The 24,267-nt window shown below is 32.1% G+C and carries 24 protein-coding genes; 10 read left to right on the forward strand and 14 right to left on the reverse strand.

Annotated features, from left to right (window positions below):
* Positions 1-211 precede the first annotated feature (211 nt).
* The 8 genes from EQM05_RS15235 to EQM05_RS15270 all read left to right on the forward strand — a co-directional run bounded on the left by EQM05_RS15235 (position 212) and on the right by EQM05_RS15270 (position 10,024).
* Positions 212-3,166 carry an AAA family ATPase gene (locus tag EQM05_RS15235; protein ID WP_164917315.1) on the forward strand — a complete coding sequence of 985 codons (2,955 nt, stop codon included), beginning with the start codon at positions 212-214 and terminating at the stop codon, positions 3,164-3,166.
* Between the two features lie 98 nt (positions 3,167-3,264).
* Positions 3,265-5,598 carry a GGDEF domain-containing protein gene (locus tag EQM05_RS15240; protein WP_128750924.1) on the forward strand — a complete coding sequence of 778 codons (2,334 nt, stop codon included), beginning with the start codon at positions 3,265-3,267 and terminating at the stop codon, positions 5,596-5,598.
* A 44-nt stretch (positions 5,599-5,642) separates the two neighbouring features.
* Positions 5,643-5,888, forward strand: coding sequence for a TM1266 family iron-only hydrogenase system putative regulator (locus EQM05_RS15245; RefSeq protein ID WP_128750925.1), 246 nt, complete (start codon positions 5,643-5,645; stop codon positions 5,886-5,888).
* 227 nt (positions 5,889-6,115) lie between these two features.
* The gene (locus EQM05_RS15250) at positions 6,116-6,601 is read left to right on the forward strand and encodes a dUTP diphosphatase (RefSeq protein ID WP_128750926.1); all 486 of its coding nucleotides are present in this window, start codon (positions 6,116-6,118) and stop codon (positions 6,599-6,601) included.
* 87 nt (positions 6,602-6,688) lie between these two features.
* On the forward strand, positions 6,689-7,120 hold the full coding sequence (locus EQM05_RS15255; protein ID WP_128750927.1) for a DMT family transporter: 432 nt from the start codon (positions 6,689-6,691) through the stop codon (positions 7,118-7,120).
* Positions 7,121-7,208: 88 nt separating this feature from the next.
* Positions 7,209-8,105 (forward strand): selenium metabolism-associated LysR family transcriptional regulator, encoded by an 897-nt coding sequence (locus EQM05_RS15260; RefSeq protein WP_128750928.1) that lies wholly within the window; start codon positions 7,209-7,211, stop codon positions 8,103-8,105.
* A gap of 98 nt (positions 8,106-8,203) precedes the next feature.
* Positions 8,204-9,400, forward strand: a complete 1,197-nt coding sequence (locus tag EQM05_RS15265) for a S8 family serine peptidase (protein ID WP_128750929.1) — start codon at positions 8,204-8,206, stop codon at positions 9,398-9,400.
* A gap of 114 nt (positions 9,401-9,514) precedes the next feature.
* Positions 9,515-10,024, forward strand: a complete 510-nt coding sequence (locus EQM05_RS15270) for a ferritin (protein ID WP_128750930.1) — start codon at positions 9,515-9,517, stop codon at positions 10,022-10,024.
* A gap of 52 nt (positions 10,025-10,076) precedes the next feature.
* Here EQM05_RS15270 and EQM05_RS15275 read toward each other — a convergent pair whose 3' ends face one another.
* The 14 genes from EQM05_RS15275 to EQM05_RS15340 form a co-directional block, all read right to left on the reverse strand.
* Complete coding sequence (locus tag EQM05_RS15275; RefSeq protein WP_128750931.1) at positions 10,077-10,922, reverse strand: acetyl-CoA carboxylase carboxyltransferase subunit alpha; 846 nt, start codon at positions 10,920-10,922, stop codon at positions 10,077-10,079.
* A gap of 17 nt (positions 10,923-10,939) precedes the next feature.
* Positions 10,940-11,812 (reverse strand): acetyl-CoA carboxylase, carboxyltransferase subunit beta, encoded by an 873-nt coding sequence (gene accD, locus EQM05_RS15280; RefSeq protein WP_128750932.1) that lies wholly within the window; start codon positions 11,810-11,812, stop codon positions 10,940-10,942.
* A 65-nt stretch (positions 11,813-11,877) separates the two neighbouring features.
* Entirely contained in the window at positions 11,878-13,218 is a 1,341-nt protein-coding gene (locus tag EQM05_RS15285) for an acetyl-CoA carboxylase biotin carboxylase subunit (protein WP_128750933.1), read from the reverse strand.
* 29 nt (positions 13,219-13,247) lie between these two features.
* On the reverse strand, positions 13,248-13,685 hold the full coding sequence (gene fabZ / locus EQM05_RS15290; protein ID WP_128750934.1) for a 3-hydroxyacyl-ACP dehydratase FabZ: 438 nt from the start codon (positions 13,683-13,685) through the stop codon (positions 13,248-13,250).
* Between the two features lie 17 nt (positions 13,686-13,702).
* Positions 13,703-14,164, reverse strand: coding sequence for an acetyl-CoA carboxylase biotin carboxyl carrier protein (accB, locus tag EQM05_RS15295; RefSeq protein ID WP_128750935.1), 462 nt, complete (start codon positions 14,162-14,164; stop codon positions 13,703-13,705).
* A 1-nt stretch (position 14,165) separates the two neighbouring features.
* Positions 14,166-15,407 carry a beta-ketoacyl-ACP synthase II gene (gene fabF, locus EQM05_RS15300; RefSeq protein ID WP_128750936.1) on the reverse strand — a complete coding sequence of 414 codons (1,242 nt, stop codon included), beginning with the start codon at positions 15,405-15,407 and terminating at the stop codon, positions 14,166-14,168.
* Positions 15,408-15,435: 28 nt separating this feature from the next.
* The gene (gene fabG, locus EQM05_RS15305) at positions 15,436-16,197 is read right to left on the reverse strand and encodes a 3-oxoacyl-[acyl-carrier-protein] reductase (protein WP_128750937.1); all 762 of its coding nucleotides are present in this window, start codon (positions 16,195-16,197) and stop codon (positions 15,436-15,438) included.
* A 3-nt stretch (positions 16,198-16,200) separates the two neighbouring features.
* The gene (fabD, locus tag EQM05_RS15310; RefSeq protein WP_128750938.1) at positions 16,201-17,148 is read right to left on the reverse strand and encodes an ACP S-malonyltransferase; all 948 of its coding nucleotides are present in this window, start codon (positions 17,146-17,148) and stop codon (positions 16,201-16,203) included.
* A gap of 15 nt (positions 17,149-17,163) precedes the next feature.
* Entirely contained in the window at positions 17,164-18,108 is a 945-nt protein-coding gene (fabK, locus tag EQM05_RS15315) for an enoyl-[acyl-carrier-protein] reductase FabK (protein ID WP_128750939.1), read from the reverse strand.
* A 23-nt stretch (positions 18,109-18,131) separates the two neighbouring features.
* Positions 18,132-18,356, reverse strand: coding sequence for an acyl carrier protein (gene acpP / locus EQM05_RS15320; RefSeq protein WP_128750940.1), 225 nt, complete (start codon positions 18,354-18,356; stop codon positions 18,132-18,134).
* Between the two features lie 39 nt (positions 18,357-18,395).
* Positions 18,396-19,376: a beta-ketoacyl-ACP synthase III gene (locus tag EQM05_RS15325; protein WP_128750941.1), complete on the reverse strand. Its 981-nt coding sequence runs from the start codon at positions 19,374-19,376 to the stop codon at positions 18,396-18,398.
* Positions 19,369-19,845, reverse strand: a complete 477-nt coding sequence (locus EQM05_RS15330) for a MarR family transcriptional regulator (RefSeq protein ID WP_128750942.1) — start codon at positions 19,843-19,845, stop codon at positions 19,369-19,371. Before EQM05_RS15330 ends, EQM05_RS15325 begins: the two co-directional genes overlap by 8 nt.
* Positions 19,846-19,896: 51 nt before the next feature.
* A complete protein-coding gene (locus EQM05_RS15335) occupies positions 19,897-20,964 on the reverse strand; it encodes a nitronate monooxygenase family protein (protein WP_128750943.1) in 1,068 nt (355 codons plus the stop codon).
* 101 nt (positions 20,965-21,065) lie between these two features.
* On the reverse strand, positions 21,066-22,100 hold the full coding sequence (locus EQM05_RS15340) for a M23 family metallopeptidase (protein WP_128750944.1): 1,035 nt from the start codon (positions 22,098-22,100) through the stop codon (positions 21,066-21,068).
* A gap of 198 nt (positions 22,101-22,298) precedes the next feature.
* Between EQM05_RS15340 and EQM05_RS15345 the strand changes: the two genes are divergently transcribed.
* Positions 22,299-23,282, forward strand: a complete 984-nt coding sequence (locus EQM05_RS15345; RefSeq protein WP_128750945.1) for a DnaD domain protein — start codon at positions 22,299-22,301, stop codon at positions 23,280-23,282.
* Positions 23,275-24,252, forward strand: a complete 978-nt coding sequence (locus tag EQM05_RS15350; RefSeq protein WP_128750946.1) for an ATP-binding protein — start codon at positions 23,275-23,277, stop codon at positions 24,250-24,252. Before EQM05_RS15345 ends, EQM05_RS15350 begins: the two co-directional genes overlap by 8 nt.
* Positions 24,253-24,267 lie beyond the last annotated feature (15 nt).

Below are 24,267 nucleotides of genomic sequence, written 5' to 3' on the forward strand. Positions count from 1 at the left end.
GGTAAGGGTAATTATAACTATTTTTTCTACATATCGGTCTGTTGATTTACCAGCCATGTAAGAAAGTACAATAAAATACAATTCCAGTAAAAGTAAATCTTTTACTGGAATTTAGATGCGAAATCTCTGGATTTTTTGTATAGTCATTTATATATGCTTTTCTATGTGATATACTAAATCTAATTATATTTTTATTTTGGGGATGATTTCTATGGAATTAATCAATAATAGATATAGGGTCTTAAAAAACTTAAGTCAGGATCAATTAGTGTCATGTTATCTGGTATCAGATATTATAGAAAAGCAAAAAATTATGAGATTAAATATAATAAATTCTGAATATCTTCCTGAGACTTTATTATTATATTGTATTGATGAGTATAATCATTTAATAAACATTAAGATAAAAAACCTATCAAAAGTATATGATATTGGTGTTGTTGATTTCATTGATAATAAGAAAATCAGCAATGTTCGATATTTTTATACATATGATAATATAGGCTCTGATTTTTCATTTTCTGATTTAGTACCCCATCTAAATCCATCAGAAATATTATCTATATTTTGTGAAATATGTAAAATAGTAAACACTTTACATCTGAAAAACAAATTATATGAGGACATTAATTTAAATAATATTTATTTTACCAGATCTGAAAATGGAATCATTCCAATTTTAAAGGATATGGTGTCAACAAAATTGGAGAAGCATAATTATTGGTCTAAAAATAGTCCTCAGCTGATTTTTGATGCTCCAGAAGTTGTTAATGGAGGAAAATCATCAATTAAATCAGATATATATTCACTTGGCATACTTTTATTAATGTTAGACAGTAGATCTGACTATGAATCCTTCAATAAAAGCAAGGCCTTGTCACATTTTCTAATTACTTATGGTAATGAATTTTATAATGTTGTTTCAAAAATGGTGGACATTACGTCATCAAACAGGCCATCAAATTTGACAGAAGTTATAAACAAAATAAATGGTATTTTTAATAAAAACTTTCTTCCTTTTTATAAAGAAAATCTTGAAACACTGAATTTAGATATAAAATTAATAGACAAAGATTATGAGCTAAACAAAATTAAAGAAATTTATAATGGCATTAATCAGCCGGATGGAAACTCCAAGTTTTTATTTGTTCATGGGGATTCAGGTATTGGAAAGAGTAAACTATTAACTGAGTTTCAAAGATTTCAAAAATTTAATAATAATAGTGTTTATTATAGCATTTCCATAAATGATTCAACCTTAGGAAATTATAATCCTTTTGTTATAATATTAAAAAGACTTGTTGCTGAAAGTGATAATTCAGCACTGGAACCTTATGAAAGTGAATTAATAAAGCTTATACCTGATTTAGGGGATAATAAATATATAACTCCATCTCAACCCTTAAGCGGTGAAAAAGAAAAATACAGACTAATGAATGTAATTTATAACTTTATAATACACTTTGTTGAAGATACGCCAACTACAATTATAATCGATAATATTCACTTAGCCAACGATTTTACCATTGAATTGTTGGATTATTTTTATATGAGAAATTTTAAAGACAAAAAAATATTAATGCTTTTATCCTATAACGATAGAGAATATAAAAGCAACAAAAAGTTTTGCGACTTTCTTAAGAAGCTTAAACTGGATAAATGTAACTATGATGTGCCTTTACATGGCTTAAGCAGTAATGGTACTTGTACTATGATTAGGGAAATATTAAATTATCCCTGTAATCCTGTTAATTTTTCCAATAGAATTTATATGCAGACGGATGGTAATCCATTATTCATAATAGAAACAATAAAGGATTTTTATTATAAGAAGATAATAAAGATTAATCCTGCTACAGGTCACTGGGTTACTAGTTACGATAATAATTATGATGAACTGCCAATTCCGGAAACTCTTGAACAGGCAGTACTTAATCAAATAAAGGAAATAGATGATTTTAGTTATGAAATTATATCCACCATCAGCATATTTAAAACTGCTGTACCAATTAACGTTATAAACTGTTTCTTATCAGCTGATACTACTAAATTAGAAACTGGCATTTCCAATTTAGTGAGCAAGGGAATATTATGCAGAAAAATAGATGATGGCGGCTTTGTATTCGATTTTAATAACAGGCTGCTTAAAGACATAACCTATAAAAGATTATCAGATAAAAACAGAATGTGCAAACATAAATTGGCTTCCGAAATCCTTGAAAAACAAAATAGTGATGATAGAAACAATAATGAAGAAATAATTTACCACCTGGAAAAATGCGGAGATAAAAGTAAAGTTATTACTTATTGTTTAAAAAATGCCCACAAAATGTTATCGCTAAGGAACTCACAAGATGCCCTTAAAAACCTGGAGAAAGCTCTATCCATGTTTAATCAAGATGACTTTAGTAAAGAAAAAATTGAGCTGCTTATTGAAATTGGAAATCTGTATTCTGATGATGTTAATATGTCAAGTGCATTGAACTACTATAGTGAAGCTGAGATAACATCAAGAAAATCCGGAAACATAGAACTTCAGATAGATAGTTTGAACAAGCTATCTGAAGCATATGTTCTAAAATATGATATAGATGAAGCTGAAAATAGCATTGAGAAATGTAAAGGTCTTTTATTAAATTTTAATTATTTATATGGTTATCTTGAATGTCATAGAATAATCATTTCTGTATATGTAGCAAAGGCAAAATATAATGAAGCTATAGAACTTTGCAATAAATGTATACCATTGTGCGGAAATGAGTTTATTAAAATTAAAGGATACCTTTACAATTCATATGGAACTTGTAATATAAATATTAATAAAATTGAAAGTGCACTAAATTGTTATTCTGAAGCCATTAAATACTTTGAAAAAATTAATTTTCAAAATGGCATTGCTATATGTCTTAATAATATTGGAACTATTTATGGCGATTATTATCAGGATAATAAACGAGCCATTGATTATTTTACTAAAATGAAAGAGCTATCAGAGCGTTACAATATTTTTACCCTAGAGGTTTTGGCCCTGATGAATTTAGGAGAATCTTATTTCTATGATTTAAAATATGATTTAGCCTATGAATATTTTCAAAATGCTTTGGAAAAAGCAAAAAAAGTGAATCTGAAAAGGATACCTTATATTGCTACGACTTACTGTGTTTAATTTGTTTAAAGCTGAATAATTATAAAGAAGCCTACAATTATAACAATCTTTCAAACCAGGAAATTAAATTGTACCCCTTGTATGGGAAATACTTACTAATGCATAAGCAGGTTAATGCAGAACTTCTGTACACCTTTGGTCAACTGGAAAAAGCTTATTTTACTATAAAGGAAGCATTAGATACAAGTTCTGATGAAGTGTCAAAGCAAAGATTTGACGGGGAAAGATTAAAATGTCTAATAAACTTATCAAGGGGTTTTAATGATTTAAAGAGTTTAAAAGATATGCTTACTAATTATTCTAATAATCTGGATAAGACAAATGTACTTTTCGACGCTTGTATTATACTCTGTATGAATAGCAATAGAAATGCTGTTATTAATTTATTAAAAAACTATACTGATTACACTGATATGGACGAAACTAAAAGAATTAAGCTGAAATATTTATTTATCCAGGGATATATTGCTACAGACTGTAAAAAGAAAGTAGAATACCTGAATTCAGCTTTAGAATTAAGCAAAAATCTGAATTCCCATGAAATGCACTGGAAAATCTGTACCATACTTGGTGATTATTATTTTGAAAAGGAAAACTTCTTTTATGCTGTAAATTATTATTTTGAATCATGTGAAATTGTTAAAAAGCTTACCTTACAGCTGCCAGATAAATATAGAATAGGATTTTTAAAATCAAATGGGATGCTTAAACCATTTAATAATTTAATATTATTAAATAAATTTCATGACTATAACAAAGTTACTCAGGCTGTTTGCCCTGATTATATAAAAATAAATTCTAAAAGGGATTTAGATAAGCTTTTTTCATATAATGACTTCAAGAGTATATTAAATAATAAATTTTTTATTGAATCAGCTCAAAAAATTTATAATACATCTTTCAATAAGCAGATAAATAATATACAGGATTTACTAAACAATATGCATTCAGGGCCTAAGAAGAACTTGGAATTAATTGCAAAATATATTTCAGGATTAACCTTAGCTACCAGAAGTGTAATTATTTTAAAACAGTACGACCAAAAAAGCAAAGTAATAGCTTCAAGTGACGGAAAGCTTGATTTTCCTCACAATAATTATGTATTTGAAACTGTAAAAGCATCTTTAAAACCATTTTTAATTAATGAAACAGCAAATAAACAAAATAAGATTAGCAATCATTATGATGATATTAAAGCAGCTATGTGTGTGCCTGTATTTTCAGGCAGTGATGATGAAATTTATCAATTGGATGTAGAAAAACGGAAATTTAGCGGAAAATCAAGGAATATTATAGGGTATATGTACTTAGAATCAGATAGGATACTAAATAATTTTAATGAAACTACATTAAAAAGATGTAATGAACTTTCTAATCTTACGGCACTAATACTTGACAATTATAAGCTGAAAATCAGTTCATCTATAGATAAACTCACTGGAACACTTACTAGAAAATTCTTAGAAGATGCAATAATAGACAATATCGAAAAAGCTAGTGCATTAAATGAAGATTTTTCAATTATTATGTTTGATTTAGACCATTTCAAGGATATTAATGACACATTCGGTCATCAAACTGGTGATGAAGTTTTGCAAAAAGTGTGCAGTATTGTATTAAATAATCTAAGATCCACTGACCTGGTTGGCAGATATGGAGGAGAGGAGTTCATAGTAATATTACCTGGAACAGGTTCAGATAAAGCTTTACCAGTTGGTGAAAAGTTAAAAAATGCTATAGATAAAGCTAAAATTCTTGGTGAGAGGGTGCCTGTAACAATTAGTATGGGTATAGCTTCTTATCCAAAACATGCTCAGTGGAAACAAGATCTTATTGAAAAAGCAGATCAGGCATTGTATGTAGCTAAGGAAAATGGGAGAAATAAGTGTCAGTTGTGGAACAGCAATTTTTCCAGTAAAGCAAAAGTTACAAATAAATTATCTGGAATCATAAGCGGTAATGCTGTTTCTGATTATAGAAATGTACTGGTTATTTCAGAATTGATAGGCATAATAAGCAAAAAAATGCCTCTGGAGGACAAAATTTATAATATACTTGGCAGAATAATTGAAATAACAGAATCTCAGTATGGTATGCTGTTTATCACAAAGGATAATAATGTGGTACGCAGTTATAGCAGAAAAATATTTGAGAAGGATTGGATTGAAGCAAAATTTTATAATATGAATATAATAAATTCTGTTATAGAAAAACAGCAGGGCATATATATGATCGATTGGGATGAGTTTGGTGATTATGACGCTCTTACAGGTACCTGTGACTGGCATTCCATTATTGCTGCACCATTAATAAACTCAGGTATATGTAAAGGAGTTTTATATCTATCAGTTTCAACAAAGATAAAAGAATTTAATTTTGATAATTATAATTTTGTAAATACATTAGGTGAAATACTAGCAGCAATTATTTGATCATGTTATGTGAGTAAATTTTTATTGTAACTCAGGAGGATTTTATGGAAAAAAGGGTAGGAGTAATTGGAATAGTTGTTGAAGATCTAAATAGTTCTTCCAATGTAAATAATATTCTTCATAACTTTTCAGATATAATAATTGGAAGAATGGGAATACCATATAAAGAAAGAGGCATTTCTGTAATATCTATAATTGTAGATGGAACTACAGATGAAATAAGTGCCTTAACTGGAAAACTTGGAAAAGTTATTGGGGTTAATGTTAAATCAGCAATAACAAAATTATAATATATATTTTATGTCCTTATGTTAAAATATAAGGACATTTTTATTATTTTCGGCAATTATTCACAATTTTCTATAGATTTTATGGCTTTTTCGCATATATTTAAAAAAAACTTTTTGAAACCGATTCCAAAATCTTTTAATTTTTCTGTATTTTAGATAAAATAGATTTGTGACATTATAAGATAAAAATAAGCTATTTAATTGATTATGAAAGGCGGCCATAACAAATGAACCTGGAAAAATTGTTTTCTATGCAGAAAATATTAGATGAACATATTAGAAATCAGCACAACTTACAGGGTCAATCTCTCCTTGCAAAAAAAATGTTAGCCTTACAAGTTGAGTTAGGTGAACTAGCTAATGAAACCCGTTGCTTTAAATATTGGAGTAATAAAAAGCCTTCTGAAAAAGATGTTATTCTGGAAGAATATGTTGATTGTCTTCATTTTATTTTAACTATTGGTATTGAAATTAATTTTACAGACATTAAGTTAGAACCAAGATCTTTAGAATGCAGCATTACTGATCAATTTATTAATTTATTTATTGATATAAATGATTTTATCGTATGTTCCTCAAAGGATCATTACATAACATTATTTGAGGACTTTTTGACTCTTGGAAGTAGTCTGAATTTTTCCAATGATGATATTGAAAATGCTTATATCTCTAAGAATACAATAAATCATGAAAGACAAAATCAAGGATATTAAAAAATGGCAGGAATCTTTCCTGTCTTTTTTATTGTAAATAATAAAAAGCACTATGGTTACACTAATTATAAGAGGAGCGTGATTATAATGTTTGGTATTATATGTTCTATAATTGCTGGAATTTCTATGAGTTTTCAGGGAGTTTTTAATACAAGATTAGGGGATAAAATTGGCATTTGGGAAACTAATTCCATTGTTCAGGGCAGTGGTTTATTAATTACATTATCAATATTGCTTATATTTGGCAACGGTAACTTTAAGAATGTAAAATCAGTAAATAAATTGTACCTCCTTGGTGGTGCTTTAGGAGTAGTGATAATTTATACTGTAATGATAGGGATTAAATGTCTTGGACCAACTTATTCTATTTCTACAATATTAGTTGCACAATTAGCAACGGCTGCAATTATAGATGCATTTGGATTATTTGAATCAGAAATAATAAAATTTGACATTACCAAACTTATTGGTGTAGGAATAATGATAGCTGGTATTGTAATTTTTAAATGGAAAGGGTAATTTTATAAAATTATGTATCGAATAATTCATTTTTGTGCTAAACTTAATAAATGAGATTATTTTGTTATCCTGTGGTAGGAGGTTCATTATGGACTTTAAACAATTAGAAGCATTTATTAATGTTGCAAAGCATAAAAGTTTTTCAAAAGCAGCAAATTGCGTGTTTTTATCTCAGCCTGCTGTAAGTTCACATATAAGTACTTTAGAGAGGGAACTTAATGTGCAGCTTTTTGACAGGACATCAAAGGAAGTACTATTAACACCAGCAGGGGAATCCTTTCTAAACTTTGCAGTTGATATATTAAATACCCGTGATAAAGCTATATCGGATATCTCTAGTTTTAATACTACCATTAATGGTAAATTAAGATTAGCAGCAAGCACAACCCCCTGTAATACAATTTTACCAATGCTTATTAAAAGCTTTCAAAAATTATACTCAGATGTATCTTTCTCAGTAACAGAACTTAGTTCAAGGGAAATTGTAAATGAAATAATAAAGTTTGATTGTGAAATTGGCATTGTGGGTAATGGTGTAAAGGATGACAAAATTAAATGCTATAGACTTTTAGAGGACAATTTAGTTCTCATTTCAAGTCCGGAATTTAATATTCCAGAGGAAATCAGCCTGGAATCACTTCTTAAATATAGATTTATTTTAAGAGAGAATGGCTCTGCAACCAGGAAAACCTTTGAAGATGCTCTTTATAAAAATAATATGGACATAAGTATGTTAAATGTCTGTTGTGAAGTAAATAATCAGGATACATTATTTCAGTTTGTTAAAAACGGTATTGGTATTTCCATAGTTTCGGATGCAGTTTATAATAGCTATTTAAACTTAGACTGTATAAAAAAAAGTAAGATAAAAGATATTGTTTTAAAAAGATATATTTATTTAATTATTAGTTCTAAAAGGACTCTCACTCCTACGGCTAAGGCATTTTTCAACCTTTGTAAAAAAACCTATGAATTTGATAAGTAAACAGGAATTGCTTCATGCAATTCTTTTCTATTTATATGTAACATTTACCCTGCTATTTGCTTATAATATATATTGGAATAAATTTTGTGGAGCATATTATGTTTTTAAACCTAAACAGATTGGATCAGCCATTAAAAGCTTCAATAGCCTCAAATTCATATAAAACCTATAGAGTTATAATTCAATGTAGTGCTATGACCGAACATATAGAAAAAAAAATCAAATCTTACAGAGGCATTGTTCTCTATTGCCTTAGTTATATTAATTGTATAGCTGCTATTATTTCACCTTCAGCAGTTAAACGATTATTGGAGTTTCCCTATGTTAAGCATATATTTTTAGATGAGTATGCCTTTTTGTGCGGCAGCAGTGTTTCTTCCTTGAACAGAGTTAACTTTCAAACTGCTAGCAAGCTTACTGGTAAGGGTGTCACCATTGGATTAATAGATACTGGTACTTATCCTCATGCAGACCTTATATATCCAAAAAATAAAATAATTAAATTTACGGATAATATAAATAATTTAAGGTACCCATATGATGATAACGGACATGGTACCTTCATAAGCGGTATTATTGCAGGTAGTGGAAAATTATCAAGTGGAATGTATAAAGGAATCGCAGTAAACTCCAATATTTACAGCATAAAAGCCTTTAACAGTATAGGAAGGGGCTTTATTTCAGACATATTATATTCAATGGAATTCCTTTTAAATGACAGCAGCAGCTATAATATTAAAATAATAACACTTCCATTTGAATTAACAGGTCATAATATAAACATAGTTTCATTATTTAATAAGTACTTTCAGATAGCAAAGAATAATAATATTGTAATAGTTGTACCTGCTGGACATAATGGCAATACTCAATGTTCAATTCAAGGCATTGCGGCATTAGACAATTGTATTACTGTAGGCGGTTTGGATACTACATCAGATAAAATTTCTGCATATAAATACAGCTCCTGCGGTCCATTAGGTAAACTAAATAAGCCTGATTTATCAGCTGCCTGTGTAAATATATGCTCATTAAATACCAATGCAAATTTTGTTTCCGAAAGAAATGGGCGGAAGCTATATCCCTTGGCCTTAAGCAGCAATTATACTACCTATAGCGGTACTTCATGTGCTGCTGCCTATATAAGCGGAATATGTGCACTGCTTTTTGAAAGAAATCCTGAATTAACATTTAATGATATTTTGTCAATACTTACAGCATCCTGTAATCTAATGGATATTCCAAAGTGGCTTCAAGGCTCCGGTATAGTTGACGTAAATAGATTATTTTCATAAAACGCAGCCTATTCCCTCATAGATTACGTTTTAAATTAATAATTATTATTGTTTACTATTAAATATGCTAATGATATAATAAAATAAATGATAGTTACTAAGGAGGTTCTTATTATGTTAAGTGAAAAACTTTTAGATGCTGTAAATGATCAAATTAATTATGAAATTTATTCCGCTAACATATATCTGGCTATGCAGGCATATTGTGCCGATAAAAACTTAGATGGCTTTGCTAATTTCTTTAAAGTTCAAATTCAGGAGGAAACCTTTCATTCAAATAAACTTTTTGATTTTGTAAATCAAATGAATGGCAGAGTAATAATTGGGGCCATTGAAGCTCCCAAAAATAATTTTGAATCCATACTAGATGTTTTTAAATCTGCATATGAGCATGAAAAGATTGTTACCAAAAGAATTTATAACCTGACTGACATAGCATCAGAAGAAAGAGAACATGCCACTATAAGCTTATTAAAATGGTTTATTGATGAGCAGGTAGAGGAAGAAAACACATTTAGTACTATAATAAAAAAGCTTGAAAGAATAGGCAACGATTCAGCTGGTCTTTACATGCTTGATACAGAGTTAGCTGCCAGAGTATATACTCCACCTGTAATTGCTTAAAAAAGAAACCACTCATTTGTTTTAACATTTGAGTGGTGTTTTTGTTTATTATCTATTGTTCCATAAACTTTCCCATATTTCTAAATTTATTGTATCTATCCTGAACTAACACATCCAAAGGCTTTTCAGTTAACTTTGCTAAGGATTTAATGAGTTCATGTTTTATAGCAGCAGCCATAACCTTTGGGGCCTTATGTGCTCCCCCTCTTGGTTCCTTAAGGATCTTATCTATTATGCCGTATTCTTTTAAATTTTCTGCTGTTACCTTCATGACTTCCGCTGCTTCCTTTGCTCTGGAAGAATCTTTCCATAAAATACTTGCAAAGCCCTCAGGGGACAATGTAGAATATATTGAATTTTCAAGCATCCACACTTCATCAGCTACAGCCAGGGCCAATGCCCCGCCGCTTCCTCCTTCTCCTATTACTATAGAAATAATGGGGGTTTTAAGCATGGACATCTCGAAAAGATTTCTTGCAATGGCTTCTCCTTGTCCTCTCTCCTCTGCACCAATACCGCAGTATGCGCCTTTTGTATCTACAAAACATATTATAGGTCTTTTGAACTTTTCTGCCTGTTTCATGAGCCTAAGGGCCTTTCTATACCCTTCTGGCTGCGGCATGCCAAAGTTTCTCTCAATATTCTCTTTAGTGTTTCTGCCTCTTTGCTGACCGATAATGGTAACTGCCATAGAATTTAATGTGGCTATGCCTCCAACAATACATTTATCATCTGCAAAATGTCTGTCACCATGAAGTTCTATAAAATTATCAAAGATTTCTTCTATGTAATCTAAAGTTGTAGGTCTTTCTATTAATCTGGCAATATTCAGCTTTTCCCAAGCACCTAAATGAATTTTATTTTTTGAGTTTGATTTTCTGATTTTCTTATTATCCATTTTTATTCCTCACAGTTTCACTTATGAATAGCTAAAAATAAAGCTAAAGCATTTTTTAATTGTTTTCTTGGAACAATCTTATCAATAAATCCATGTTCTAATAAAAATTCTGCCTTTTGAAATCCTTCTGGAAGTTCCTGCCTTATGGTCTGTTCAATTACTCTCTTTCCTGCAAATCCAACTAAAGCTTCTGGCTCAGCTAATATAATATCGCCTAGCATGGCAAAGCTTGCAGTAACCCCACCAGTTGTAGGATCAGTAAGTACAGTAATATATAATAATCCAGCTTCTGAATGCTTTGCAACAGCAGCACTGGTTTTAGCCATCTGCATCAATGAAAACATGCCTTCCTGCATTCTTGCACCGCCTGATGCAGTAAATACTATTACTGGTAGCTTAAGCTCTACAGCCCTTTCAAAAGCTCTTGTTATCTTTTCGCCAACTACAGATCCCATGCTGCCCATCATAAAATTACTATCCATTACACAAATAATAGCTTTATTGCCGTTAATTTTACAGGAGCCTGTTACAACAGCTTCTTTTAATCCTGTATAATCTTTTAATTTATCTATTTTATCCAGATATCCATTAAAGTTTATTGGATTAGTTGTTTCCAGATTACTATCAAACTCTTCAAATGTATCCTTATCAGATATTAATTCAATTCTCTCCTGAGCAGAAATCCTAAAATGATATCCACAGTGATTACATACCATAACATTTGATTCCAGATCCTTTTTGTATATAATCTTGCCGCACTTTTTACATTTAACCCACATACCATCAGGTATACATGGCCCCGAGCCATCTTTAGGCATATTTAATTCATTTAATACGCTGGGATGGACAGTAATATACTTTTCCTTCTTAAATAAATCCTTCAAAAGCATAGGACATGCACCTCCATTATTGCAATAAAAAGTAATACTATTTTGTATACTTTATAGTATTTTATTTACTTCATAAGCTTTTGTATAAACCCTGTATCATAGTTTCCGCTTTGAAATTCTTTTGTATTAATAAGTGCATATTGGAAATCTATATTGGTTTTTAAGCCATCAATGACAAACTCCCCCAAGGCCCTTTTCATTTTGCTAATGGCTTCCTTCCTATCCTTACCATGTACAATAAGTTTTGCAATCATAGAATCATAATAAGGCGGAATTGAATAGCCCGCATAAACTGCACTGTCAAGCCTGATGCCCAGCCCTCCTGGTACATGCAGGTTATTTATTTTACCTGGGTTTGGCCTAAAGTCCTTGCTGGGATCTTCAGCGTTTATTCTGCATTCTATGGAATGCCCGTTTATCTTTATATCCTCTTGTTTGTAATTGAGTTTTTCTCCAGCTGCTATATTTATCTGCTCTTTTATTATATCCACACCAGTAACCATTTCAGTTATAGGATGCTCAACCTGAACTCTTGTGTTCATTTCCATAAAATAATAACTTCCAGATCTGTCAAGCAGAAATTCTATTGTGCCAGTATTTTTATAATTAACTGCTTTGGCTGCTTTAACAGCATCATTTCCCATTAATACTCTAAGTTCATCTGTTAATACAGGAGATGGCGATTCCTCCAATACCTTTTGATTTCTTCTCTGCATAGAACAGTCTCTTTCACCTAAATGAATTACATTGCCAAAATTGTCTGCCAGTATCTGAAATTCTATATGCCTTGGATTTTCAATAAACTTTTCCACATACATGGTGTCATCTCCAAAGGCACTCTTAGCCTCAGCTTTTGCAGTATTAAATGATTTTGAAAACTCTTCTTCTGAATAAACTATTCTTATTCCTCTGCCTCCGCCGCCTGCAGATGCCTTAACAACTATAGGAAAGCCTATTTTTCTTGCTGTATTAAGAGCTTCCTCTTCACTGGAAACTGCTCCATCCGATCCTGGTATAACTGGTACACCAGCTTTAATCATCATATCCCTGGCATTGGACTTATTCCCCATTTTATCTATGGTTTTAGAATCCGGCCCTATAAATGTTATATTACATTCACTACACATATCTGCAAACTTACTGTTTTCTGATAAAAAGCCAAATCCAGGATGAATAGCCTCAGCACCGCTTAATACAGTTGCACTAATAATATTATGGATATTTAAATAGCTGTCTTTTGGAGATGGCGGTCCAATGCAGATAGCTTCATCTGCTATTTGTGTATGAAGTGCATCTCTGTCTGCTTCAGAATACACGGCTACTGTTGCAATACCCATTTCCTGACAGGCTCTTATTATTCTTACAGCAATTTCTCCTCTATTAGCAATTAATATCTTCCTAAACACTAATCTCTTCTCCAATCTTAACAAATATATTATTGTCCTATGATGAATGTCAGTTCAGCTTGGCATACAACTTTTCCATCTACAGTTGCAATTCCCTTTCCTATACCTGCAGGGCCCTTTGTTTTTATTATTTCAACTTCCAGCCTTAACACATCACCAGGTACTACTTTTTTTCTAAATTTTGCTTTGTTTATTCCTGCAAAGTAGGCTATTTTACCCTTATATTCTTCCTTGCTTAACATGGATACAGCTCCAACCTGTGCCATAGCTTCAATTATAAGGACTCCTGGCATAACTGGCTCCTGAGGAAAATGTCCTTGAAAGAAATACTCATTTATAGTTACATTTTTATATCCAACTGCCCTTTTTCCTTCTTCTAATTCCTCTACTTTATCTACTAGAATAAAAGGGTATCTATGTGGAATAATCTTCATAATTTCATTTATATTTAAACACTTTTTTTCCATAATTATCACCTATACTCTTAACTTTGTTTTATCTTTATTAAGTTCTCGCCATACTCTACCATTTCGCCATTTTTTGCAATTACTTCAGTAACTTCTCCATCTACTTCACACTCTATCTCATTCATAAGCTTCATGGCTTCAATTATACACAGTGTCTGACCCTTTTTTACCTTATCTCCTACATTTACAAATGAATCCTTACCTTCACCTGGAGAAGTGTAGAAGGTACCAACTATTGGTGACTTAACTATATATAAATTTTCATCTGATTTTACTTCTGCTTCATTTATTTCTTCCACAGCATCAGATTCTGCACTGTCTTTAATGTGTTCTTCTGGTGCTTTAATAGTTTTCAAATGAACAGTTTCACTGTCATCTTTCTTCATTTTTATTGTGACACCTTCCCACTGTATTTCCAGTGAGGAAAGTTTTGATTCACTCATTGTATTTATTATTCCCTGTAATTCTTTAAACTCCATTTTATTCACTCCATTTTTTAAATAATAAAACTGCATTATGTCCGCCAAAGCCTAATGAATTGGACATAGCGTAGTTTATATCCTGCTGTCTGCCAACATTAGGTACATAATCCAAATCACAGTCTGGATCACTAACTTTATATCCAACTGTTGGAGGAATAAATCCTTCCTGTAATGCCTTAATACATACTATAGCCTCAATTGCCCCTGCAGCGCCAAGCAAATGTCCTGTCATTGACTTTGTAGAGCTAATGGGTACATTTTTTGCATAGTCTCCAAAAACTTTTTTTATAGCTATAGTTTCAAATTTATCATTAACAGGAGTACTTGTGCCATGAGCATTAACATATGAAACTTCCTCTTTTGATATATCTGCTTCATCTATTGCAATTTTCATAGCTCTGGCTGCTCCCTGGCCATCTGGTGAAGGCGATGTCATATGATATGCATCGCAGGTTGAGCCATAACCTACTATCTCAGAAAGAATGTTAGCTTTTCTTTTCAAAGCATGCTCTAAGGATTCTACAATAACAATACCAGAACCCTCACCCATAACAAATCCAGATCTTTCTGCATCAAATGGTATAGATGCTCTTTTAGGATCATCACTTTTTGTTAATGCTGTAAGCTGAGTAAATCCAGCTATTGACAAAGGTGTAATTGATGCTTCAGTACCGCCTGCAATCATTATATCTGCCAGCCCGTTTTTTATGGCATGGAAAGCCTCACCAATACAATTTGTTCCTGTGGCACAAGCTGTAACAACATTAGTGCACATTCCTTTGGCACCAAATTTAATAGCTATATTACCTGCAGCCATATTTGAAATAATCATAGGAATAAATAAAGGGTGTACTTTATTTGGCCCTTTTTTCAAAAGATTTCCTTCTTCCCTTTCAATAGTTCCTATACCACCAATTCCTGATCCCACAATTACGCCAAATCTTTCTTTATCAATACTGTCTAAATCAAGTCCGCTGTTCTCAAATGCCTGGGCTGCACCAGCTATAGCAAACTGGCAGAATCTGTCCATTCTTTTAATTTCCTTCTTTTCAATATATAACTCAGGCTTAAAGTCTTTAACCTCAGCAGCAAGTTTTACTTTGAAATCAGAAGTATCGAATCCCTTTATAAAATCTATACCTGTATTACCACTTTTAATATTACTCCAAAATTCATCTGGATTATTTCCTAGTGGGGTTATTGCTCCCAATCCTGTAATTACTACTCTATTTCTTTCCATAATATCTTACCTCTCTACTTAAGAATACTTACATAACCATTCCGCCATCAATATTTATAACCTGCCCTGTAATATAATTTGAACTATCGCTGGCTAAAAAAGCTACTAAATTTGCTACATCTGATGGCTGGCCTAATCTTTTCAGCGGTATAGAAGCGCTTATTGTTTCCTTAGCCTTATCTGCTAATTTATCAGTCATATCTGTAACAATAAATCCAGGGGCTACAGCATTTACATTAATGCCCCTGCCTCCTAATTCCTTTGCAATAGACTTAGTCATGCCTATTATTCCTGCTTTTGCAGCACTATAGTTTGCCTGGCCTGCGTTTCCAGTTATACCAACCACAGATGCAATATTTATAATCTTACCTGATCTTTGTTTCAACATTATAGGGCTGGCATGTCTTATACAATTAAAGGCACCTTTAAGATTTGTTTGTATAACACTATCAAAATCCTGCTCTTTCATTCTTAAGATCAATCCATCTCTTGTTATCCCCGCATTGTTCACAAGTATATCTATTCTTCCAAAAGCTTCAGCCGCAGTGTGGATTATATTTTTTGAATCTTCAAAAGAACTTACATCTCCTTGAACAGCAACTGCTTCCACACCATACTGTTTAATTTCATTTATTACACTTTCAACAGCTTCTATGCTGTTTCTATAATTCACAACCAGATTTGCTCCCATTCTAGCTAAAGTCAATGCTATTTCTCTGCCTATTCCTCTACTTGCCCCCGTAACTACTGCGCATTTACCAGCAAGGGAAAAAAGATGATTATTATCCATGTTTTATTCTCCACTCCTATTATTTAAACTTTCTAAAGTTTTATTTAATGATTGCATATCTTCAACATTGCATATGGATGCTTTTCTATTTATCCTTTTTACAAATTTGCTTAAAGATTTACCTGGTCCAATTTCAACGAATGTATCTACTCCCAAATCTATCATGTTTTTAATTATATCTTCCCAATATACTGATGACATAACCTGCCTTATTAAATTATCCTTTATATTAGAAATATGCTCTATTTCTTTACCATTTACATTTGTAAATACCGGCACTTTCATGTCATTAAGATTAATGTTTTCTAATTCCCTTTTCAGTTTTATGGATGCAGATTTCAGCATAGATGAATGAAAGGGTCCGCTAACAGTAAGCATTACTGTTTTCATGGCTCCTTTTTCTTTTGCTCTCACACAGGCCTCTTTTACTGCCTTAATTTCCCCGGCAATTACTATCTGCCCTGGGCAATTAAAATTTGCTGCTTCAACTACACCTATATGGCTGCATTCATTACATGCTTCTAATACTTTATCCCTTTCCAATCCTATAATTGCCGCCATGGTTCCAATTCCTTCAGGAACTGCTTCCTGCATATACCTTCCCCTTTTTTTAACCAGGGATACTGCAGTTTCAAAATCAAAAACATTACTGCAGACTAATGCAGAATATTCTCCTAAACTTAATCCAGCGCAGCAGTCCGGGTTTATCCCTTTTTCCTGAAGTGCCTTTAATGCTGCAATGCTTACAGTTAATACTGCAGGCTGAGTATTTTCAGTGCTGTTAATTAATTCCGCCGGCCCGTTAAAACAAATACCGCTGATACTAAATCCCAGAGCTTTATCAGCCTCTTCAAAAACTTTTCTGCTGACCTGAATGTTTTCATACAATTCTTTTCCCATGCCAACGTACTGAGCTCCCTGGCCTGAAAATAAAAATGCTATCTTTCCCATAAAGCCTCCATAAAATTATTCTGTAACTAATTTACAGGATTTCATAAATAATTTTTCTGTTTCATCAAAGATTTCAGTAATAATTTCTTTGCAGCTTTGCTCCTTAGTAATTAAACCTGCAATTTGGCCTGCCATTACAGAACCATTATCAATATCACCATCTTTTGCTGCTTTACATAAAGCCCCTGTTCCCAATTTCTCAAGTTCCTCTGCAGGAGCCCCTTCCTTTTCCAATAACTGAAACTTTCTTACTAATCTGTTTCTAAGCACTCTCACAGGGTGTCCTGTTGACCTTCCTGTAACCTGAGAGTCTATATCCTTTGCTGCCAATATCTTTTCTTTGTAATTTTTATGTACTGTACATTCATAGGCAACTAAAAATCTTGTTCCTAACTGAACTCCAACTGCTCCTAACATGAAAGCTGCAGCAACTCCCCTTCCGTCTCCAATTCCACCAGCTGCTATTACAGGAATGTTTACAGCATCTACAACCTGAGGTACTAAAGTCATAGTGGTTAGTTCTCCTACATGTCCACCAGACTCTCCGCCTTCTGCAATAACTGCATCTACTCCTGACCTTTCCATTCTTTTTGCTAAAGCTACTGAAGCTACAACTGGTATAACTTTTATTCCATGTGCTTTCCACATATCTATATACTTTCCTGGATTTCCTGCTCCTGTAGTAACTACTTTTACTCCTTCTTCACATATCAGCTTTGCCATTTCTTCAGCCTGCTCACTTAAAAGCATAATATTTACTCCAAATGGTTTGTCAGTTAACTGCTTAGCCTTTCTAATTTCGCCTCTTACCCATTCAATAGGCGCATTTCCTGTAATTATTCCTAGTCCCCCAGCATTGGATACTGCCGCTGCTAAGGAGCTGTCAGCTATCCATGCCATTCCACCTTGAATAATAGGATATTTTATTCCAAGCATATTGCACAATTGACTATGAATCATAATTTTCCTCCTACCAAATCTTTTTATTCTTCAATCTTACTTTCAACAAAATTAACTGCATCTCCAACAGTTTTTATTTTTTCTGCATCTTCAATTTGTACATCAAATTCTTCCTCAATCTCTATTATTATTTGAAATAAATCAAGTGAGTCTACTCCCAAATCTTCAAATGAAGTTTGAAGTTTGATTTCATCTTGGCTTACCCCTAGCTGATCAACTATAATTTTTCTTATCTTTTCAAATATCATTTTTTTACTCCTCCTAAAAAATTATTACCTGAATAAACATCAATTCCATTGAAATATTGCTCCGCCATAAGTTAAGCCTCCCCCGAAGCCAACAAGCATGATCTTATCCTTTGGCTTTAGCATGTTGCTGCGAACTAAATCATCCAAAGCTATTGCTATACTGGCTGCTGAAGTGTTACCAAACTTATTTAGATTCACAAAGAACTTTGAAGAATCTATTTTTAATCTCTTTGCTGTAAAGTCTATAATTCTTAAATTTGCCTGATGGGGTACTATATATTTAATATTATCAATGCTTTCTCCGGACTGCTCCAGCAGCTTTTTTATAGTTTCTCCCATTGCGTTTACTGCAAATTTAAATATCTCCTTACCATCCATATGAATATAATTATCATCATATAAAGCATAGCTTTTCTTTACAAAGGGATTTACAACTGGTACATTTTCACTTCTTAAATAATCCCCTTTACTTCCATCAGAGGCAGTATAAAAAGAAATTGTTTCATTATTATCAGAAGTTTTTATCACTGCCGCTCCTGCACCATCTCCAAATAATACACAGGTACTTCTATCCTTCCAATTTAAAATTTTGGACAGAGTCTCTGCTCCAATTACCAAGGCATTGCTATACCTGCCTGTAATAATAAACTGAGAAGCTGTATCTAAAGCATATATAAATCCAGTACAAGCTGCGGACAAATCAAAACATACAGCATTTACTGCCCCAATATTTTTCTGAACTATACATGCAGTTGATGGAGTAAAACAATCTGGAGTTAAAGTTGCCACTATTATTAAATCAATATCCTTAGCCTTTATATTGGCACTTTCAATAGCTTTTAATGCAGCCTTAGTTGAAATCTGTGATGTATTTTCTCCTGTACTTATGCGTCTTTCCCTTATTCCAGTTCTAGTTGCAATCCATTCATCAGTGGTATCTACCATTTTAGACAAGTCTTCGTTAGTCACCACATTTTCTGGTACGTAACTGCCCGTGCCAATTATCTGCACCTTATTCATTTTTAATCTCCTTCTTACTGCCTTTTAAATGATATTTTTCCTTAAAAAAATTATTTAATTTATCAAGAGACCTTACAAGTACTACTTCTTCTTCATGAGATAATCCCTCAATGGTTGCAAGTACCATATCATGGTGAAACTTTTCATGAATCCTGTATGCCAATTTTCCTTTTTTAGTTAACTTTATTTGCACTACTCTTCTATCCTCTTCATTTCTCATTCTTTCAACATACTGTTTTCTAACTAAATGATTAATGGCGGTAGTTAAAGTCCCTACAGTGATGTCTAATTTACCTGCTACCTCAGACATACTTTTAAGCTCGTACATTCCTATTGCATCAATTGTATGAATCTCTGTTACTGACAAATCGTTAAATGCTCCACTTTGCAGAGCCATTTGTTCAATTTCCAAAATATCATTAAATGTGTCTACCAAAAGTTCATTTAATATATTTAGACTTTTATCCACTTATATCCACCTCTTTGACTGTTCCAAACATAACCTGTATGAAATAGTCACCTAATTCAAATTTTTCGCAGCATCATTTTTTAATTCATCTATGAGGTTCTTAACACTGACAATTTTATCTATCCTATATGCATTGCTGCCAGTAAAAATCAGGGCATTATCGACATTTCCATTAACTGCATCCACAAGGGCCCTTGTTATACAGTATGGTGTTTCCTTTGGATTACATTTTTTAAGACACTGGAAACATTTATCCGGTGGAATCCTTCCCTGTTCAACTCGTTTAATAAAATCGTTTCTTATTGCTCTTCCAGGCATACCCACAGGACTTATTATAATTTCTATATCTTCTTTTTTACATTTTATATATTCTTCCTTATATTTAATATCGGCATCACACTCAAATGTGGCCACAAATCTTGTAGCCATCTGAACTCCGCTTGCCCCTAGTTTAATCAGTCTCGCTATATCTCTGCCGTCATAAACCCCGCCTGCTGCAACCACAGGAATTTTTTTATTATAAAATTCTTCAAATACTTTAACTTCATTTATTACCTCAGTTACAATATCATCTAAACTCATAGGATTATTTAAATCTTCTCTGTGAAATCCTAAGTGTCCACCTGCTTCTGGGCCTTCTACTACAATTAAATCCGGGCATCTGTTATGTCTCTTCCACATTTTACAAATAATAGATGCTGCCTTACCAGATGAAACTATTGGGGCGATTTTTATATTGCTTCCTAAAGCAAACTTTGGAAGTAATAATGGCAATCCTGCTCCTGAAATTATCAGGTCTGCATTTTCCTCAATACATGCCTTTACCATTTCACCATAATTATTTGTAGCAACCATTAAATTAACCCCAATTATTCCATTTGGGCTTATTTCCTTTGCCTTCCTGATTTCTTTTCTCAATGCTCTTATATTTGCCTCTTTTGTATTTGTAATGAAATCAGGCTCCCTATATCCTATCTGCGCCCCTGAGATTATACCAACTGCACCTTCATTTGCAACTGCAGAAGCCAACTTATAGCCTGAAATGCCTACTCCCATTCCACCCTGTATTATAGGTACACTAGCAATCAAATCTCCTATTACTAAAGGAGGTAAATTCATACGATCCTCTCCTTACACTGTTTTGATACTCAAACATTTTGATAATCAAAGTATATATTAGCAGTAAAATAAAGTCAACATATTTTTAAATTTCTTTTACATTACATCCCAATACTTAAATATTTTAACGGGTTCTCCGGCTGGCCATTTACTATTACTTCAAAATGTAAATGTGGTCCTGTGCTGTTACCAGTACTGCCTACTTGACCTATTTTATCACCTTTTTTTACATATTCATTTGTGCGTACTTCTATAAGGCTGCAATGTCCATACACTGTTTCTATGCCATTACTATGCTGAATTTTAATTACATTTCCATAACCTTCTTCATAATGTGCAGCTATGACTTTACCATCCCAGGCAGCATAAATAGGATCTCCCATTGCTGCTCCAATATCTATTCCCTTATGCTGTTTTCCCCATCTCATACCGAAATTTGATGTTATTGTTCCTAAGGCCGGCGTAAATAGCGTTACCTTCTGTGAAGCTCTTGATAGTTCTGCTCCATTTTTTACTCCTGTTACATTAAAGCAGACTAATGCTTCATTGTTTTTATCACTAAGTATGATCTTCTCAGATAAAGCATCTATAGTTGATATTTTAGATATATCTGCATTAACTTTTGCATAAGTAATTTTATTATTTAATTTATATCCTTCCAGCTGTTTTATGTTATTTTTATTTATATAATAATCTTTTACCTTATCCAGTACCTTTACTATTTCTTCCTGATTATTTAAGTATCCAATTATCTTTCCGTCAGTTTTCATGATAACAGCCGGAACTTCTATCTTTATATTGTTTTTTATTGAATTTTTCATAAATTCCGTATGGCTTAACAACTTGTAATCAATTTTAACCTGCTGGAACTTTATCTCTTCATTTATATTTATTCCTTTATGTTCATTCATTAACTGAGACTTGACTTCTTCATTTATTCTATTAAAATCTTCTTTATCTTTAACATATGCAATTGGAGTATTTTCCAAATAGACCTTCCAGGCATTTGGTTTTAATGAAATATATTCTTTAGCACAAACAGTACCTGCTATAAATAATGCTGCTATGCATATAATTTTTTTAATATCAATCTTTTTATACAAAATCAACATTCCCTTCAGTAATTTTTTTGTCATAGCTAATATTTTGCTCTAAATATGCCAAAAAATACAACTTTTATTATAAAATCTCATATGGCACTAACATTGAGATACTATACTTATTTTGATATAATTAATAGTTGTTGATACTGCTATAGTATAAATTAAGAAATGGAAAAGGAGGGGTTACGTAAAACATTTACATTATAAAGTTTTACGTGACAATGTTAATTTATGAGTACTTATGTTTTTAAAAATAATACATTTAGCTATACCCCTGTTAGTAATGTTTTTATAGATAAATTTATGCCAAAGGCCAGAGGAGAATATGTAAAAGTTTATCTTTTAGGCCTGAAATACTGTATGTCTGGGGAACTTGGTGTTAGTTCCGTAATAATGTCATCTACCCTGCATTTACTTGAAACAGATGTAATTAATGCATGGAATTACTGGGGGGATGAAGGTGTTGTTGAAATTGTTCCAGTAGACAATATGGGTAACTTCTCAATAAAATTTCTGGATTTAGACAGCTTAATGCCAGAAAAAAATGATAGTATAGATCTTCTGAAAGAATTAGATAATAATTCAGTAAAGGATATGCTGCAGGATGTGGAAAAGCTCATCGGGAGACCACTTTCCTCAAAGGAAATGTCTATGTATATAGGCTGGTCAAAAGATTATGGCTTTTCTCCGGAAATCATTCTTTTATTAGTTCAGTATTGTGCATCTAAAGGTAAGACTGACTGGAGATACATAGAGAAAATAGCCATAGCCTGGTTCGATGCTAAAATTAAAACTGTTGAAGAAGCTCAGATTTATATTAAGAAGCATGAGGATAAGTGGGTATCTATAAGAAAAATATTAGGGTACCTTGGGATAAAGGACGGAGAAGTTATGAAGCCTCAGGAAGATTTATTAACTAAATGGCTTACAATATATAACTTCCCTACAGAAATAATTTTTAAGGCTTGTGACATATGCTTTCAGAGAATTAACAAGGCCGATTTCAAATATATTGATGGTATATTAACAAGCTGGTTTAAAGATGGAATAAAAACACTGCAGGATATTGCTGTTAAGGATAATAAAAAATCATCAGGAAAAAAAGCTGTTAATTATAATAACTCTCCAAAAGATTCATTTAATAACTATGAACAAAGAGACTATGATTTTAATGCATTAGAAAAAAAATTATTAGGATGGGATAATAATGATTAAAGGATATCAAGGAGACATCTTAAAAAGCTATGAGTTAATAAGAGATGAAGAAAAAAAGCTGCTGGCTGACAGGAAAAAAGAAATATCAGAAAAGATTCCTGACATATATAATATAGAAAACCAAATTGGGAAACTTAGCATAGAACTTTCACTAGTTATGTTAAAGAATATTCCAGATAAAGATGATAAGATTAAATATTTTAAAAATAAGATAACTGAGTTAAGAATGAGAAAAACTGAATTATTAGTCAGCAATGGATATCCCATGAATTATCTGGATCTTCATTATAGATGTCCAAAGTGTAAGGATACTGGCTTTATTGGCACAGATAAATGTTCCTGTTTCAAACAGAAATTAGTTTCTCTTTACTATAAAAATTCAGATTTGTCCTCATTACTTAAAAATAACAACTTTGGCAATTTTGATTTCAGATATTTTTCGGCATCCAGGATTTCAAGTGAACCTGACAGCCCAAGAAAAAACATTGAAAAAATTCTGCAGAAAAGCTGGGACTTTATAAATTCCTTTAGTGAAAACAGTGAAAATTTATTATTTTATGGTACCTCTGGCACTGGAAAAACCTTTCTATCTCATTGTATTGCCAAAGAGCTTTTAGATAAAGGTTATTTCGTTGTTTACAGAACAGCTGATGACTTAATTCAAAATCTTAAACATATAAAATTTAACGAAGATGATCAGATGGAGTATCTATTGTTAGATTGTGATTTGTTAATCATAGATGATCTGGGTTCTGAACAAATCAGTGTATTTTCAAAAACCGAATTATTTAACTTAATTAATAAAAAACTTTTAATGGGGAAGAAAATGATTGTATCAACAAATTACAGCCTGGAGGAAATTTTAAAAAGTTATTCTGAAAGAATATCCTCAAGGCTTTTAGGCAATTTTAATTTATGCAAATTTTATGGAGATGACATACGAATTCAAAAAAATATAAAAAAGCTGTAAGTAAAACTTACAGCT

The sequence above is a fragment of the Clostridium sp. JN-9 genome, from assembly GCF_004103695.1.
Lineage (GTDB): Bacteria > Bacillota > Clostridia > Clostridiales > Clostridiaceae > JN-9.

Excerpts from the sequence above, each read along its gene's own strand:
- EQM05_RS15240 (WP_128750924.1), top strand. The coding sequence starts at position 3,265 with ATGCATAAGCAGGTTAATGCAGAACTTCTGTACACCTTTGGTCAACTG.
- EQM05_RS15345 (WP_128750945.1), top strand. The coding sequence starts at position 22,299 with ATGAGTACTTATGTTTTTAAAAATAATACATTTAGCTATACCCCTGTT.
- EQM05_RS15245 (WP_128750925.1), top strand. The coding sequence starts at position 5,643 with ATGGAAAAAAGGGTAGGAGTAATTGGAATAGTTGTTGAAGATCTAAAT.
- fabG (WP_128750937.1), bottom strand. The coding sequence starts at position 16,197 with ATGGATAATAATCATCTTTTTTCCCTTGCTGGTAAATGCGCAGTAGTT.
- EQM05_RS15335 (WP_128750943.1), bottom strand. The coding sequence starts at position 20,964 with ATGAATTTACCTCCTTTAGTAATAGGAGATTTGATTGCTAGTGTACCT.
- EQM05_RS15275 (WP_128750931.1), bottom strand. The coding sequence starts at position 10,922 with ATGGATAATAAGAAAATCAGAAAATCAAACTCAAAAAATAAAATTCAT.
- EQM05_RS15270 (WP_128750930.1), top strand. The coding sequence starts at position 9,515 with ATGTTAAGTGAAAAACTTTTAGATGCTGTAAATGATCAAATTAATTAT.
- EQM05_RS15255 (WP_128750927.1), top strand. The coding sequence starts at position 6,689 with ATGTTTGGTATTATATGTTCTATAATTGCTGGAATTTCTATGAGTTTT.
- EQM05_RS15235 (WP_164917315.1), top strand. The coding sequence starts at position 212 with ATGGAATTAATCAATAATAGATATAGGGTCTTAAAAAACTTAAGTCAG.
- EQM05_RS15250 (WP_128750926.1), top strand. The coding sequence starts at position 6,116 with ATGAACCTGGAAAAATTGTTTTCTATGCAGAAAATATTAGATGAACAT.
- acpP (WP_128750940.1), bottom strand. The coding sequence starts at position 18,356 with ATGATATTTGAAAAGATAAGAAAAATTATAGTTGATCAGCTAGGGGTA.
- accB (WP_128750935.1), bottom strand. The coding sequence starts at position 14,164 with ATGGAGTTTAAAGAATTACAGGGAATAATAAATACAATGAGTGAATCA.
- EQM05_RS15340 (WP_128750944.1), bottom strand. The coding sequence starts at position 22,100 with ATGACAAAAAAATTACTGAAGGGAATGTTGATTTTGTATAAAAAGATT.
- EQM05_RS15350 (WP_128750946.1), top strand. The coding sequence starts at position 23,275 with ATGATTAAAGGATATCAAGGAGACATCTTAAAAAGCTATGAGTTAATA.
- fabZ (WP_128750934.1), bottom strand. The coding sequence starts at position 13,685 with ATGGAAAAAAAGTGTTTAAATATAAATGAAATTATGAAGATTATTCCA.
- fabD (WP_128750938.1), bottom strand. The coding sequence starts at position 17,148 with ATGGGAAAGATAGCATTTTTATTTTCAGGCCAGGGAGCTCAGTACGTT.
- accD (WP_128750932.1), bottom strand. The coding sequence starts at position 11,812 with ATGCTTTTGAAGGATTTATTTAAGAAGGAAAAGTATATTACTGTCCAT.
- EQM05_RS15265 (WP_128750929.1), top strand. The coding sequence starts at position 8,204 with ATGTTTTTAAACCTAAACAGATTGGATCAGCCATTAAAAGCTTCAATA.
- EQM05_RS15260 (WP_128750928.1), top strand. The coding sequence starts at position 7,209 with ATGGACTTTAAACAATTAGAAGCATTTATTAATGTTGCAAAGCATAAA.
- EQM05_RS15325 (WP_128750941.1), bottom strand. The coding sequence starts at position 19,376 with ATGAATAAGGTGCAGATAATTGGCACGGGCAGTTACGTACCAGAAAAT.
- fabK (WP_128750939.1), bottom strand. The coding sequence starts at position 18,108 with ATGATTCATAGTCAATTGTGCAATATGCTTGGAATAAAATATCCTATT.
- fabF (WP_128750936.1), bottom strand. The coding sequence starts at position 15,407 with ATGGAAAGAAATAGAGTAGTAATTACAGGATTGGGAGCAATAACCCCA.